Annotated in this window: 21 protein-coding genes; 10 read left to right on the forward strand and 11 right to left on the reverse strand. The window is 34.1% G+C overall.

Annotated features, from left to right (window positions below):
- The first annotated feature begins 124 nt into the window (after window positions 1-124).
- From tuf to ACX12B_RS05655, 3 genes are read left to right on the forward strand one after another with little or no spacing between them, the layout of a single operon-like run.
- Complete coding sequence (gene tuf, locus ACX12B_RS05645; protein WP_459353069.1) at window positions 125-1,423, forward strand: translation elongation factor EF-1 subunit alpha; 1,299 nt, start codon at window positions 125-127, stop codon at window positions 1,421-1,423.
- Window positions 1,424-1,434: 11 nt separating this feature from the next.
- Window positions 1,435-1,743, forward strand: a complete 309-nt coding sequence (rpsJ, locus tag ACX12B_RS05650; RefSeq protein WP_008299200.1) for a 30S ribosomal protein S10 — start codon at window positions 1,435-1,437, stop codon at window positions 1,741-1,743.
- A gap of 22 nt (window positions 1,744-1,765) precedes the next feature.
- The gene (locus tag ACX12B_RS05655; protein WP_012215415.1) at window positions 1,766-1,969 is read left to right on the forward strand and encodes a TFIIB-type zinc ribbon-containing protein; all 204 of its coding nucleotides are present in this window, start codon (window positions 1,766-1,768) and stop codon (window positions 1,967-1,969) included.
- On the opposite strand, the gene ACX12B_RS05660 is transcribed toward ACX12B_RS05655, so the two are convergent.
- From ACX12B_RS05660 to ACX12B_RS05670, 3 genes are all read right to left on the reverse strand, one after another.
- Entirely contained in the window at window positions 1,970-2,167 is a 198-nt protein-coding gene (locus ACX12B_RS05660; protein ID WP_459353070.1) for a C2H2-type zinc finger protein, read from the reverse strand.
- Between the two features lie 3 nt (window positions 2,168-2,170).
- Window positions 2,171-2,581 carry a hypothetical protein gene (locus tag ACX12B_RS05665; protein ID WP_459353071.1) on the reverse strand — a complete coding sequence of 137 codons (411 nt, stop codon included), beginning with the start codon at window positions 2,579-2,581 and terminating at the stop codon, window positions 2,171-2,173.
- Window positions 2,582-2,645: 64 nt separating this feature from the next.
- Window positions 2,646-2,768, reverse strand: coding sequence for a hypothetical protein (locus tag ACX12B_RS05670; RefSeq protein ID WP_459353072.1), 123 nt, complete (start codon window positions 2,766-2,768; stop codon window positions 2,646-2,648).
- A gap of 74 nt (window positions 2,769-2,842) precedes the next feature.
- On the opposite strand from ACX12B_RS05670, the gene ACX12B_RS05675 reads away from it, so the two are divergent.
- Together ACX12B_RS05675 and ACX12B_RS05680 are read left to right on the forward strand one after the other, a co-directional pair.
- Window positions 2,843-3,352 (forward strand): TIGR00725 family protein, encoded by a 510-nt coding sequence (locus tag ACX12B_RS05675; protein WP_459353073.1) that lies wholly within the window; start codon window positions 2,843-2,845, stop codon window positions 3,350-3,352.
- A 32-nt stretch (window positions 3,353-3,384) separates the two neighbouring features.
- Window positions 3,385-3,636 carry a hypothetical protein gene (locus tag ACX12B_RS05680; RefSeq protein ID WP_459353074.1) on the forward strand — a complete coding sequence of 84 codons (252 nt, stop codon included), beginning with the start codon at window positions 3,385-3,387 and terminating at the stop codon, window positions 3,634-3,636.
- A 1-nt stretch (window position 3,637) separates the two neighbouring features.
- Here ACX12B_RS05680 and ACX12B_RS05685 read toward each other — a convergent pair whose 3' ends face one another.
- On the reverse strand, window positions 3,638-4,777 hold the full coding sequence (locus ACX12B_RS05685; RefSeq protein WP_459353075.1) for a 3-hydroxyacyl-CoA dehydrogenase: 1,140 nt from the start codon (window positions 4,775-4,777) through the stop codon (window positions 3,638-3,640).
- Window positions 4,778-4,831: 54 nt separating this feature from the next.
- Here ACX12B_RS05685 and ACX12B_RS05690 point away from each other — a divergent pair, with 54 nt between their 5' ends.
- Genes ACX12B_RS05690 through ACX12B_RS05700 form a run of 3 tightly spaced genes read left to right on the forward strand, consistent with a single transcriptional unit; the run spans window position 4,832 to window position 5,722 of the window.
- Complete coding sequence (locus ACX12B_RS05690; RefSeq protein ID WP_459353076.1) at window positions 4,832-4,999, forward strand: hypothetical protein; 168 nt, start codon at window positions 4,832-4,834, stop codon at window positions 4,997-4,999.
- Between the two features lies 1 nt (window position 5,000).
- The gene (locus tag ACX12B_RS05695) at window positions 5,001-5,279 is read left to right on the forward strand and encodes a hypothetical protein (RefSeq protein WP_459353077.1); all 279 of its coding nucleotides are present in this window, start codon (window positions 5,001-5,003) and stop codon (window positions 5,277-5,279) included.
- A 35-nt stretch (window positions 5,280-5,314) separates the two neighbouring features.
- Entirely contained in the window at window positions 5,315-5,722 is a 408-nt protein-coding gene (locus ACX12B_RS05700; RefSeq protein WP_459353078.1) for an HIT family protein, read from the forward strand.
- A gap of 2 nt (window positions 5,723-5,724) precedes the next feature.
- On the opposite strand, the gene ACX12B_RS05705 is transcribed toward ACX12B_RS05700, so the two are convergent.
- From ACX12B_RS05705 to ACX12B_RS05720, 4 genes are read right to left on the reverse strand one after another with little or no spacing between them, the layout of a single operon-like run.
- Complete coding sequence (locus ACX12B_RS05705; RefSeq protein ID WP_459353079.1) at window positions 5,725-6,393, reverse strand: DnaJ domain-containing protein; 669 nt, start codon at window positions 6,391-6,393, stop codon at window positions 5,725-5,727.
- Between the two features lie 45 nt (window positions 6,394-6,438).
- The gene (locus ACX12B_RS05710) at window positions 6,439-6,801 is read right to left on the reverse strand and encodes a cupin domain-containing protein (RefSeq protein ID WP_459353080.1); all 363 of its coding nucleotides are present in this window, start codon (window positions 6,799-6,801) and stop codon (window positions 6,439-6,441) included.
- A 2-nt stretch (window positions 6,802-6,803) separates the two neighbouring features.
- On the reverse strand, window positions 6,804-7,259 hold the full coding sequence (locus tag ACX12B_RS05715; RefSeq protein WP_459353081.1) for a cupin domain-containing protein: 456 nt from the start codon (window positions 7,257-7,259) through the stop codon (window positions 6,804-6,806).
- Window position 7,260: 1 nt separating this feature from the next.
- A complete protein-coding gene (locus ACX12B_RS05720; RefSeq protein ID WP_459353082.1) occupies window positions 7,261-7,626 on the reverse strand; it encodes an SHOCT domain-containing protein in 366 nt (121 codons plus the stop codon).
- A 77-nt stretch (window positions 7,627-7,703) separates the two neighbouring features.
- On the opposite strand from ACX12B_RS05720, the gene ACX12B_RS05725 reads away from it, so the two are divergent.
- Window positions 7,704-8,408 carry a hypothetical protein gene (locus ACX12B_RS05725; protein WP_459353083.1) on the forward strand — a complete coding sequence of 235 codons (705 nt, stop codon included), beginning with the start codon at window positions 7,704-7,706 and terminating at the stop codon, window positions 8,406-8,408.
- Here ACX12B_RS05725 and ACX12B_RS05730 read toward each other — a convergent pair.
- Together ACX12B_RS05730 and ACX12B_RS05735 are read right to left on the reverse strand one after the other, a co-directional pair.
- Window positions 8,403-9,224 carry a tetratricopeptide repeat protein gene (locus ACX12B_RS05730; protein ID WP_459353084.1) on the reverse strand — a complete coding sequence of 274 codons (822 nt, stop codon included), beginning with the start codon at window positions 9,222-9,224 and terminating at the stop codon, window positions 8,403-8,405. The two genes, ACX12B_RS05725 and ACX12B_RS05730, sit on opposite strands and share 6 nt — an antisense overlap.
- Before the next feature lie 35 nt (window positions 9,225-9,259).
- Window positions 9,260-9,382 (reverse strand): hypothetical protein, encoded by a 123-nt coding sequence (locus ACX12B_RS05735; protein ID WP_459353085.1) that lies wholly within the window; start codon window positions 9,380-9,382, stop codon window positions 9,260-9,262.
- Window positions 9,383-9,431: 49 nt separating this feature from the next.
- Here ACX12B_RS05735 and ACX12B_RS05740 point away from each other — a divergent pair, with 49 nt between their 5' ends.
- Window positions 9,432-9,794: a hypothetical protein gene (locus ACX12B_RS05740; RefSeq protein ID WP_459353086.1), complete on the forward strand. Its 363-nt coding sequence runs from the start codon at window positions 9,432-9,434 to the stop codon at window positions 9,792-9,794.
- Here the strand turns inward: ACX12B_RS05740 and ACX12B_RS05745 are convergent.
- Window positions 9,784-11,085, reverse strand: coding sequence for an aspartate aminotransferase family protein (locus ACX12B_RS05745; RefSeq protein WP_459353087.1), 1,302 nt, complete (start codon window positions 11,083-11,085; stop codon window positions 9,784-9,786). The two genes, ACX12B_RS05740 and ACX12B_RS05745, sit on opposite strands and share 11 nt — an antisense overlap.
- Between the last annotated feature and the right edge of the window lie 377 nt (window positions 11,086-11,462).

Genomic DNA, 11,462 nt, shown 5'->3' on the forward strand with positions numbered 1-11,462 from the left:
CATTTTTGGACCTTTGATTTATGTGCTTTTAGCAAAGTCGTCTGATCTGAAATTAATTGAAAAATTTTAGATTTTTTTTCAAAAATTCATAACAGTAATAAATGCCCTCAGATACGCACTCTACATGGCAGATAAACCACACTTGAACCTGATTGTTACAGGTCATATTGATAATGGAAAATCAACAACTATGGGTCATTTCTTGATGGATCTTGGAGTTGTAGATGAAAGAACAATTGCAGCACATGCATCCGAATCCGAGAAGACCGGAAAAGGTGATACTTTCAAGTATGCATGGGTTATGGATAACATTAAGGATGAAAGAGAGAGAGGTATTACAATCGATCTTGCATTCCAAAAGTTTGAGTCTCCAAAGTACTTCTTTACTTTGATTGACGCTCCTGGTCACAGGGACTTTATTAAAAACATGATTACTGGTGCTTCTGAAGCAGATGCCGCCATTCTAGTACTATCCGCAAAAGAGGGTGAAACTGACACTGCAATTGCTGCAGGTGGTCAAGCAAGAGAACACGCATTCTTGCTCAAGACTTTAGGTGTAGGCCAACTAATTGTTGCAATCAACAAGATGGATGATAGCAACTATTCTGAAGAAGCATTCAAAACAGCCAAAGAAAAAGGCGAAAAATTAGTTAAATCTGTAGGTTACAAACTAGAAAACGTACCATTCATTCCAGTTTCTGGATGGAAAGGCGATAACTTGGTTAAAAAATCTGAGAATATGCCATGGTACTCTGGTAAAACACTACTTGAAGCATTTGATGACTTTACAGTATCTGAAAAACCAACTGGTAAACCATTACGTGTTCCAATTCAAGACGTTTACACTATCACTGGTGTCGGAACAGTACCTGTAGGTAGAGTTGAAACAGGAGTTATGAAAGCAGGCGACAAAATTGTTGTAATGCCTTCAGGTGCTCCTGGTGAAATCAAATCTATTGAGACTCACCACACAGAGATGCCATCTGCAGAAGCAGGTGATAACATTGGTTTCAACCTTAGAGGTGTTGAAAAGAAAGATATCAAAAGAGGCGATGTTCTAGGAACCCCTGACGCTCCACCAAATGTTGCAAAAGAATTCAAAGCACAAATTATTGTAATTCATCACCCAACAGCAATTGCACCTGGTTACACTCCAGTTATGCACGCACACACTGCACAAGTTGCAGCAACCGTTACTGAGTTCTTACAAAAGATCAACCCAGCAACTGGTGCCGTTGAGGAAGAAAACCCAAAGTTCCTCAAAGTTGGTGATTCTGCAATTGTAAAAATTAGACCGGTAAGACCAACTTGTATTGAAACATTCCAAGAATTCCCTGAGATGGGTAGATTCGCCCTTAGAGATATGGGTGCAACTATCGCAGCAGGAATCGTTAAGGAAATTACCGAAGAGTACAAACCATAGGCGGATTTTTTATGACTCAAACCGCCCGTGTAAAACTCACATCAACTAGTCTACCAAAATTAGACGGAGTATGTGGGGAAATCATGGGTATCGGTAAAAAAACCGGTGTTAAGGTAAAGGGTCCAACCCCACTTCCTGTAAAAAGACTCCATGTTGCAACTAGAAAATCCCCATGTGGTAGTGGAACTGAAACCTATGAAAAATGGGAGATGAAAATGCATAGAAGAATTATCAATATCAATGCTGATGATAAAGCAATCAGACAATTAATGAGACTAAAAATCCCTGATGACGTATACATTGAACTCTCCTTAACATAATCTCTAAATTACAGAAATTTTGATGATAAACATGGCTGAAGAAAACTTTGATGAAGTAGAAGAAACACCTGTTGAGACATTTGATGTAAACTATTCTTGTCTTAGATGTGGAACAATGGTTTCAAACACTGAACTATCTAGATTACCTGAAATCAAATGTATCTGTGGATTCAGAGTATTTACCAAAGTAAGACCTCCAGTAGTTAAAACAGTTAAAGCAATTTAGTTATCTGTCTTTTTTGTAACTGTGTTCTTTTTGTAAATGGGTTCTCATATCTTCCATATTTGAAAAAAACTTGTTACATTCTTTGCAATCATACTGCAAATCTTTTCCGTGAACAATTTGTTTGTGATTCATCAACTCTTCTTGTTTTGAAAACTTACTATTGCAAATGTCGCATTTAATTTTCTTAAAAAAACCCAATTGTTATCCTAACTCTGCCTTTTTTTTATCCCAACATGTTCTGCACAACTGACCATCAATCTTCCATTTTCCTTTTGGATTATATCTGATTAATCCCATTTTACCTCCACATAATGAACAAAAGTTTTTCTTTTTTCCATGGGATTCTTCTTTTTTATCAAAACATGGTTTGCAGAGCAGACCTTCCATATCCCATTGCCATCTTGGTTCCCACAAATCTGTAATTTTCTGAGTTTTACCACATTCAACACATGGTTGCCTTACTTTTCCTTCATAGTACTCTTTTTGTTTGTCAAAATGACAATCTCCACAAAGTGGACCTTTGATATTCCATTCTCTTTTTGGTTTGTGTTTGTGAGTTAGTTCTTTATTACAAATAGTGCAATGTGATGGTTTTTTACTAAATAATCCCATTTCAAATCTCCCTAATACAGCTTATTCTATAAATGTAAACAAAATAAAAATAACAAAAAAGCGTTTATTGACTTAGAAGTTTTTCAAGAGCTTGGCTTGCATTGAGCATACCGTTTCTCTTGGCATATTCTTCGATCATTTTGTATTGTTTTTCAGTAAAACATACTGGCATTGAACGTCGTTCCATGCATGCCAATAGTATTTTTTACTAATATCCTTTTCTCTCGGAAGATATTTCAAACCAATTTATCAATATTTGATGTGGCCAAAAAACGTCAGATCTTAGTTATTGGTAATAATACCAATGGTTGTACTCCTGAACATGAAAGAATTGCTTATGAAGTTGGATCAGAGATTGCAAAATCTAATTCTGTATTGATTACAGGTGGGTTGGGTGGAGTAATGACTGCAGCATCTCATGGTGCAAAGGATATGGGAGGTTTGACTGTTGGAATAATTCCTCAAGATGATGCTTCTGAGGCTAATGAATTCTGTGATATTGTAATTCCTACTGGAATGGGATTCACACGTGATTTTCTTAATGCCTTGAGTGCTGATGGTGTGATAATTATTGGTGGCGGTTCTGGAACCTTGTCGGAGGTTTGTGCATCATACATGTCCAAAAAACCAATGGTTGCAATTAGAAATCTTCATGGTTCTGTAGAACAATATATTGATGGATATTTAGATCATAGAGAAAATGTCAAAATAATAGGTGTAGACACACCTCAAGAAGCTGTTGAGAAAATTATAAAATTAATTTCTGCATAATATTATTTAATCAAAAGTGTGTATCTACCTTAATGGCAATTCAAAATGATGAAGAGTGCAAACAACTCATTGACAAATTAGACAAGGGACTGCCACCACAAATGATTGATGAGATTATATCATATCTTGAGAAAACAAACAACTCTGAATTTACAATGACTTTGGTAAAATACCTGAATAATCAAAACATTCAATCACGAAATTCTGTTTGGGCATTAAGCAGTCAAATTACAATGCTTGGAGAAGATATTAGTAAAATCAAAGAGCATTTAGGAATTACTTGATTTACTGCATAGATACAAGTAATGGATCTGGTTTGTAAAACTCACCGTGTTCTTCGGCAAGTTTGTTTAACTCATCTACAATATTTTTGATGCCTATCTCTTTTGCAGTCTCAAATAATGGCTTTTTTAGCCCTAGTCCTAACTGAGCAGCTTTTTCGATTTCATCAATGTCACTTGCACCATTTGTTACAAGCCATGCTGCATTGTTTAGAATATTTGCAACAAGTTGAATTGGATTACATTTTTCTGCTAATTCTTCAGACAGTGTAACTCTCTCATATTTGTCATCAGAATATTTGTAATACCCTTCACCTGATTTTTGTCCTAATTTTTTCTCATCAAACATTTTTTCAACTAGCGGATGTGGGTTGATCACCTTTTTGTCTCTCAAATGCATCTCCACTGTTGCTTTGTGAATAACATCCATACCTGTAAAGTCTGCTAGTTCAAATATTCCCATTGGAAATCCTAGTTTGAATTTTACTGCTGAATCAATTTCTTCAAGAGTTGCACTAGTTCTATCTTTAACAAAACATGCTTCATGAACCATTGGGATAAATAATCTATTAATGATAAAACCTGGAACATCTTTTCTACATAGAACTGCTTGTTTGTTAACTGATTTTACATAATCTTTTGTTAAATCAGTAATCTCTTGAGCTGTTTTTTCACCTGGAATCACTTCTACTAATTTCATTAATTGTGGAGGATTAAAGAAATGAATTCCAATGAATCTCTCTGGTCTTGATGTGGTGTTTGCAATCTCTGTAATTGGTAGAGTGCTTGTATTTGATGCAAAGATAACTTCTGGTGCTGCTACCTCGTCTAGTTCTGCATACACTTTTTTCTTTAAATCCATAATCTCTGGAACAACTTCGATTACTAGTTCTGCGTCTTTTACTGCTTCTTTCAAATCCACTACTGGTTTGATTCTGTTAAAAATTGCATCTCCTTCTTCTTTTGAAATTTTTTCTTTTGAAACTAGTTTATCTAAACTCCATCTTATTTTCTCCATTGCTTTATCCAAAAATTCTTGTTTAATGTCTCTTAGAACAATATTGTACCCTGCAGTTGCTGAAACTTGAGCAATACCGTGTCCCATTACTCCTGAACCCAAAACAGTGATATTTTTTATCGTCATGTTTTTCCAAAAATCACGTATCCTTTATAATGTATTTCAAAATTTTAAGAAAATATGGGTTTGTTCAAACGTAACAAAGACAATGATAGTAAAACAAAATGTGATACTTGTGGTACAGAACTACATGATCCCGAGCGCCTGAAAAGACATATGAAAAAAGCACATGGAAATGTCCCTGCAAAGAAATTAGATCCTAATTCAGGCGATGGCGGTACTTGGTAGGATGGAACTTAGCTCAAGTCAAAAGGCTGGATTAGTTTTTGGAGGTGCTTTTGTAGTTGCAGGATTGGTATTATCCACTATAGTTTTCCCATTTTGGAATTTAATTCGAGAAGATGTTTCTGAAGAAGTTAAAATTTTGAGTAATGATAATGGAGTATGTTATGTTGAAACCAGTGATGATATTCCTAAAACTATCGAAAACTGTATTGCACAACCTGGTGATGTAGTAACTATTACGTATGGTGAAGGTTTAGCATGGGCTACAATTACTGAACCATGATTAATGATTTAATATTAAAAAAAATATGAAATACCATGGATTGTATATTTTGTAAAATCATTGCAAAGGAAATCCCATCTAAAATTCTTGGGGAAACTTCTAACTCCATTTCGTTTCTAGATGCATTTCCTCTTGCAAAGGGACATGTCTTAGTAATCCCAAAAAATCATCACGAAAAAATTCAAGACATGTCAAATGATGAAAATACTGATTTATTTTCTCTTGTACATACGATGATTTCAAAAGTTGATTCTATTACTGGTGCAACTCTGGTTGCAGTTCATAATGGAAAAGAAGCTGGACAAGAAGTACCTCATGTTCACGTACATTTAGTTCCAAGATCATCTGATGACTCTGCATCTGCAATACACAGTATGTTTGATGGAACTGTAAAATTATCTGAATCTGAATCCGATGAACTTTATGAAAAATTAAAAATCTAATACTAGTATGGATACATTCGTTCTTTAGTATCTGCATCTTCAACAATTATTGCTTTTGTAGGGCAAGTCATGGCTGCATCCATAATCTTGTTTACTCCTGCACCTTTTTGATTAATCACTGATGATTTTGGATTCATCATTTTTTCTTTGTTTATTTCAAAAACATCTGGGGCGATTATTTCACAACTACAACATCCAATACACAAACTTGCATCCACATCTACAAAGAGATTGGGCTGTTTTTTAGGCTCTTTTGCCTTTTCATATTCTCCATTTTTTCCATCTGCACGAACTCTAGCATTATATTCTTCCCAGAAGTTTTTCTCATATTCTTTCCAAAAATCAGGATCTCCTTCTTCAAACTCTTTAGTGTATTTCCCCCAGTCTTGTTCTGGAATTTTTTCATCATCTGGTGCTCCCCATGGTTTTCTTTTGAAATTTGATTTCTGTTTTGCCTGTGTTGTTCCATGATGATAGACATCATTTCTCTGGTGATGATTATTTTTTAGAAATTCATAGGCCTCAGTAATTTTCATAAACTCACCATCTTCCGATTTTTTGTTTTTATCTGGATGATGCTCTAGTGCTTTTTTTCTAAAGGCTGACTTTATTTCATCTTGGGATGAACTCGAATCCACATCTAGAATCTTTAGGGCCTGATACGCATTCACTAAAATTTAGAGATTTGTCATATCATAAAAATAATTGCTTGTGTGTTATTCTAAAATGGTTTCATCTTCTGCTTTCCATGCTGGTTCAACAATGCACAAAAATCTCAAATTTCCCTCTCCGATGTTTTCAATGTTTTGCTTGGCATTTGGCGGGACATATGCTGAATCATCTTTTCCAAGTTCCATAATGTCATCATCGATTCTTAAATTTGCTTTGCCTTCAAGGATATAGTAAATTTCAGATGATCTCATTTGGTGCAGTGTTGATTTTTTTCTTGGTTCCAAAGTGAACTGAGCAAGACTATATCCTATTCCTCCTAATGTATTATGAGGATGAAAAAATTGTTTAATGCTGGTTCCTTCATTTCCTTGAATTGATTCTATCTCTGAATTTTTTCTCAGTGACATCTTTAGATTATTGTAGTGGCTTTTGTTTTAAAGTCTGATTCCCACCAAACTGTTTTGTATTCAGAATTCTTTCGTGGCAATATGTTTATTGCAATATGTGAAAATGTCTTTTTCTTATCTACAGAACCATGAGTGTGAAGTGTTTTTGCTGGTATGTGTACAATGTCTCCTTCATTAAGAGTAATTTTTTGAGTCTTTTTTATTTTGAAATTGTTTTTGGTTGTTCCATACTTTCTAAATATTTCCAAACTGCCTTTGCCTTTAGTTGCAATTAATATTTGATTTCCATTGTGTGTATGAAGTTTTGTTCTAGATCCTTTTTCAAAATGAACGTGATAGATATCTTGGTCAGTTGATTTAATTTTTTCAGATAACACCTTCATCCATGTCTTTGATGTAAACCACTTTGGATTTACATTTCTTTTATCGTTTGTTCCTTGAATGTTTGTTTTTTTCATCCTAAATTTTATCCAGAATTTTCTTTTTCTTTGACTGAAATTCTTTTTCAGTAAGAACTCCTGCCTTTCTGAGTTTTCCTAGTTTTTCAAGTGTTGCTAAATCCTCTTCAGTGTTTGATGATACATTTTTTGCAGCAGTAATTCCCTCTTCAATTTTTTTGGCACCTTTTTTGTGTAACTTTTCACTTTCTTTTTTTGCTTTACTTTGCATCTCTTTACTTGCTTTTGCTGCTTGTTTTGCTGTCATTGTTCCAAATTCTACTGCGTCTTCTAGAACCTCGTCTGCTCTTTTTACTCCATCATCAATTGCTTTATCTGCTTTTTTCAAAAATCTCTCAATATATCCGACTTTCTTTTTTGCTGCCATGATATAGTTTGAAAAATCTATTATTTAATTCCTAGTAGAATTGGTTTAATAGATAGAATTGCGTACTGTGAATAGTTTTGGCCCAGACGTATGATGTAAAGACTGTTGTTCTTCGAAAAAATCTTGAACTAGAAGGAGCAACTGAAATTGTAGAAGAAAAGAAGACAAAACCCTTCACATCATTATTGTCTAGACCAAAAAAGGAAGAAATCCACATCCATTCTGTCAAGCTATACTATGAGTGCATATTGTTGGTTTCTGGAAAATACATTGCTGATTACTATAGAAAGGCAACTCATACTCTCTCTGTCCCATCAAATGTAAAAGAAATTGAAATTGGAGATGGTGTATTTCAAACTCGCTCAAAGTCTGGACTTGAGAAAGCCTTTGTTGGAAAGAGAGGCAAAAACAAAATTGACATAAAATTAGAAGAACATGTGTTTGTTGAAGAAGAAGATGAACTTGCATTTGATCATCATGGAAGAGAGATAAAATTCCCATTCAAAGTAAATTCTAAAACTGTAGAGAATTATCCAAAGAAACTTTTACAACAAAACGAACCCAATGTTAAAAAACCTGAAATCACATATGCTGCTGCAATAGACAAACTTCAATCTCAACTAAAAAAACCACTTGAAACTGATGTTAGAGAACTTTCTGAAGAATTTGTATTGCGTGAAATTACTGAACTATATGTTCCAATATTTGAAGCAAGAGTAATTGGCCCAAACAAGAAAGTTGAAATTATTCGTATAGATGCAGTTAGAAAAAAGATTCTATAATTTAACTAATTTTCTGAATTGATCATTGCTGTGTAATTTTGTAAAAACCGGTTCTTCTTTTGCCCATGCCCTAATAACTTTGGGGCTTGCAGATACTGCTTGCTTTAGTAATTCTAGTGATTCTGGATATCTCTCAAGTGCTGCCATACTACGTGATTTTGCATAAATGACATTCACATTGTCTTTGAATTTTTTAGAGATTTCATTAAAAACATCTAATGCTTTTTTGTGTTCTCCTAACTCTGCTAACTGAACCCCTTTTTGGAAAAATGCATCCAAATTATTTGGATATTTTTTACAAACATTTGAAAAACAATTCAAGGCTTCTTCATTTCTTTTTAATTTCCCCAAAACAATACCTTTGTAGATCATAGCGTTTGGTTTTCTTGGGTCAATTGATATTGCTTTTTCTAAAACAGTTAGAGCCTCTTCATGTTCTTGGAGTTTGTCTAGTAGAACGCCTTTGTTAAAATAGGCTGAAGCATATTTGGAATCAGCTTCAATTGCCTTGTCATAGTATTCTGCAGCTCCTTGGATATTTCCAGTCTCTGCCATAGATATTCCTCTGTTGTTTAGTGCTTGAGCGTCTTTAGGATTGATTTGAATTAGTTTATCAAAACAAGTAATTGCATCTTGGTATTTTTTTACCAAGTTTAATGCCAGTCCTTTTTGGAGTAATGCTTCAGTATTTTCTGGCTCTTGTTTTAGAACTTTGTTGAAAAATGAAATTGCTGCTTTTGGTTGGTTCTTCTCTAGCATGCCCATTCCTTCATACATCAAATCTTCGGGGTCTTCTTTTTTGCCAAACAATCCCATAATTTTCTCACTTTTTTCTCTATTATCTAATTTTGCTAATTATTCAATGATTTGAATTTCTTGATTGCCTCTTTTGCCATGTCTTCTTGAGATTTTGCATCTGTATTAGTTGGGTCCTCAGTCGCATAGGCCTCTTTCTCCTCTTTTTTCTTTTCCATAATTTTTGGAATCACTTATTTTATAAAAACATGAAAATAAACTCTGATATTGCCTGAATTTTCCTTTCTAGCTGAAAAAGTCTTTGTTCACAGATGGCCCCATGATACTCCTCTGTGGAGCGATGAAATAAAAAAGAAACTAGATGACACCATATCAAAAAACCCTCAACCCAAAAAAATCACCATAAAAGAAAAGGTAATCCAAATCGAAGACTTTGAATTCTCAAAATTAATCAAGATTGGAATCTCTGTTCCATTTTTCAAAGATGAATGCAGGATGATATTTGAATCCCAATTTGGAGAATTATATGCTCATATTCACATTACTGTAAAATCCTCTGAATATATGGAAATTTTTTCAAAACTCAAATCTTGGAAATTAGAATTTTTTCCAAATGATTCTAACAAGTAAATTCTTCAGATGCCTTTACTATTTTTTTAATGTCTTCTTTAGAATGTGCATCTGATATTGCACCAAGTTTTCCTGGCAAAAAGAAGATTCCATCATGGGCTATCATCTTAAAATGATATTTTGCTAATAATTTCCCATCACATTTTGCAGCTTGAACTGAGTTTGAAATTTCTGTAATTCCATCTTTTAGAAAATGAGTCATAAACAAAGAACCTTTTCCAGTAACTGCGACTTTGCCATCAAATACTTTGGTCAATTCCTTTCTGGCAAATTTACCTAACTCGTTAATTTTTGAATAAACTGCTTTTTTTGTTTTTAGATGATTTAGTGTAGAATATCCTGCTACCATTGAGGCTGGATTTGCAGAAAATGTACCTCCGCCAACATAACTTCGCTCAGATTTTTTCTTGCCAGTTGTATCTGCAAATTCCATGATTTCCTTTCTTCCACACATTACTCCAATTGATAATCCTCCTCCAACTATTTTACCCAAAGTTACAATGTCAGGATCAAGATTCATTGTTGGATAAAGACAACCAAATCTGAATCGAAATCCAGTTACAATCTCATCTAGAATGAATAATGAATTATTTTTCTTACAAAACTCTTGAACCCCTTTCAAATAATCTGACTCTGCTGGTATGCATCCCCCTCCACCTAAAACTGGCTCAATAATCACTCCTGCCAAATCTTTAGAATATTTTTTCAAAATGGATAATGATGCTTCCAAGTCGTTGTAAGGAATTGACACAATCTGTTCTTCATTTACAACTCCCGAACTCTCAGATTCTGAAAATGGCCAGTTTACTGACTTTAGCAAATCAGAAGTATATCCATGCCATCCCCCATCTATCTTGGCAATTATTTTTCTGCCAGAAACTGAACGAGCTAGTCTTACTGCATACATTGTAGCTTCAGTACCTGATGTAACATAACGAATCTTTTCAGCTATTGGGACTGCTTTAGAAATCAACTCTGATAATTGTATTGTCTGCTCATTTACTGTTCCATACATCCAAGATTTCTCAATTTGTTTCTGCAAATTTTTCTTTACTGTTTTTGGACCGTGTCCTAAAATCAAAGCCCAATGACCCATCCAATAATCTGTATACTTGTTATCATCAACATCAATCAAATTTTTTCCTAAAGATGATTTCACAACAAATGGATATGGTTCATAAAATCTTATGTTATGAGAAACACCATTGACATGAAGTTTGGCAGATTTTGAAAATAGTTTTGCTGAAGTCTTTGTTTTCTTTTTGTATTCTCTGATGTAATCCAAAATCAAACTTTCAAGACTTATCTATCATTTTAACTATTGAAAATGGCATAGTTTGGCATAGTTATCCTAGCAGAATTTCAAAACTGCATAGTTTTGCATAGTTAGAACGTTGTAATTTTTACAAGAAATGGGGCCGATCAGGCATAATTTCTCGCATGGTTTATATGGATTCTGGCATGGTTACCTTTTGCATACGTAACGCAATAGGCGGCGCTTGTGATGAAGTATGGTATTATGCCATTTTGTGATTCATGGGCCTCCAGTTACGCATACAAAAATGAGGATTTGATCAAATGATCAATATCTGAGATGTGAAGATTATGTGCATCCGTCAATTCCAATTAAAGTACAAATGTACTTCAATAATCAAAATCAAAAATTTC

This window comes from Nitrosopumilus sp. S6, assembly GCF_054515815.1.

Excerpts from the sequence above, each read along its gene's own strand:
- tuf (WP_459353069.1), top strand. The coding sequence starts at position 125 with ATGGCAGATAAACCACACTTGAACCTGATTGTTACAGGTCATATTGAT.
- rpsJ (WP_008299200.1), top strand. The coding sequence starts at position 1,435 with ATGACTCAAACCGCCCGTGTAAAACTCACATCAACTAGTCTACCAAAA.
- ACX12B_RS05655 (WP_012215415.1), top strand. The coding sequence starts at position 1,766 with ATGATAAACATGGCTGAAGAAAACTTTGATGAAGTAGAAGAAACACCT.
- ACX12B_RS05665 (WP_459353071.1), bottom strand. The coding sequence starts at position 2,581 with ATGGGATTATTTAGTAAAAAACCATCACATTGCACTATTTGTAATAAA.
- ACX12B_RS05670 (WP_459353072.1), bottom strand. The coding sequence starts at position 2,768 with ATGGAACGACGTTCAATGCCAGTATGTTTTACTGAAAAACAATACAAA.
- ACX12B_RS05680 (WP_459353074.1), top strand. The coding sequence starts at position 3,385 with ATGGCAATTCAAAATGATGAAGAGTGCAAACAACTCATTGACAAATTA.
- ACX12B_RS05685 (WP_459353075.1), bottom strand. The coding sequence starts at position 4,777 with ATGACGATAAAAAATATCACTGTTTTGGGTTCAGGAGTAATGGGACAC.
- ACX12B_RS05690 (WP_459353076.1), top strand. The coding sequence starts at position 4,832 with ATGGGTTTGTTCAAACGTAACAAAGACAATGATAGTAAAACAAAATGT.
- ACX12B_RS05695 (WP_459353077.1), top strand. The coding sequence starts at position 5,001 with ATGGAACTTAGCTCAAGTCAAAAGGCTGGATTAGTTTTTGGAGGTGCT.
- ACX12B_RS05700 (WP_459353078.1), top strand. The coding sequence starts at position 5,315 with ATGGATTGTATATTTTGTAAAATCATTGCAAAGGAAATCCCATCTAAA.
- ACX12B_RS05710 (WP_459353080.1), bottom strand. The coding sequence starts at position 6,801 with ATGTCACTGAGAAAAAATTCAGAGATAGAATCAATTCAAGGAAATGAA.
- ACX12B_RS05715 (WP_459353081.1), bottom strand. The coding sequence starts at position 7,259 with ATGAAAAAAACAAACATTCAAGGAACAAACGATAAAAGAAATGTAAAT.
- ACX12B_RS05720 (WP_459353082.1), bottom strand. The coding sequence starts at position 7,626 with ATGGCAGCAAAAAAGAAAGTCGGATATATTGAGAGATTTTTGAAAAAA.
- ACX12B_RS05730 (WP_459353084.1), bottom strand. The coding sequence starts at position 9,224 with ATGGGATTGTTTGGCAAAAAAGAAGACCCCGAAGATTTGATGTATGAA.
- ACX12B_RS05735 (WP_459353085.1), bottom strand. The coding sequence starts at position 9,382 with ATGGAAAAGAAAAAAGAGGAGAAAGAGGCCTATGCGACTGAGGACCCA.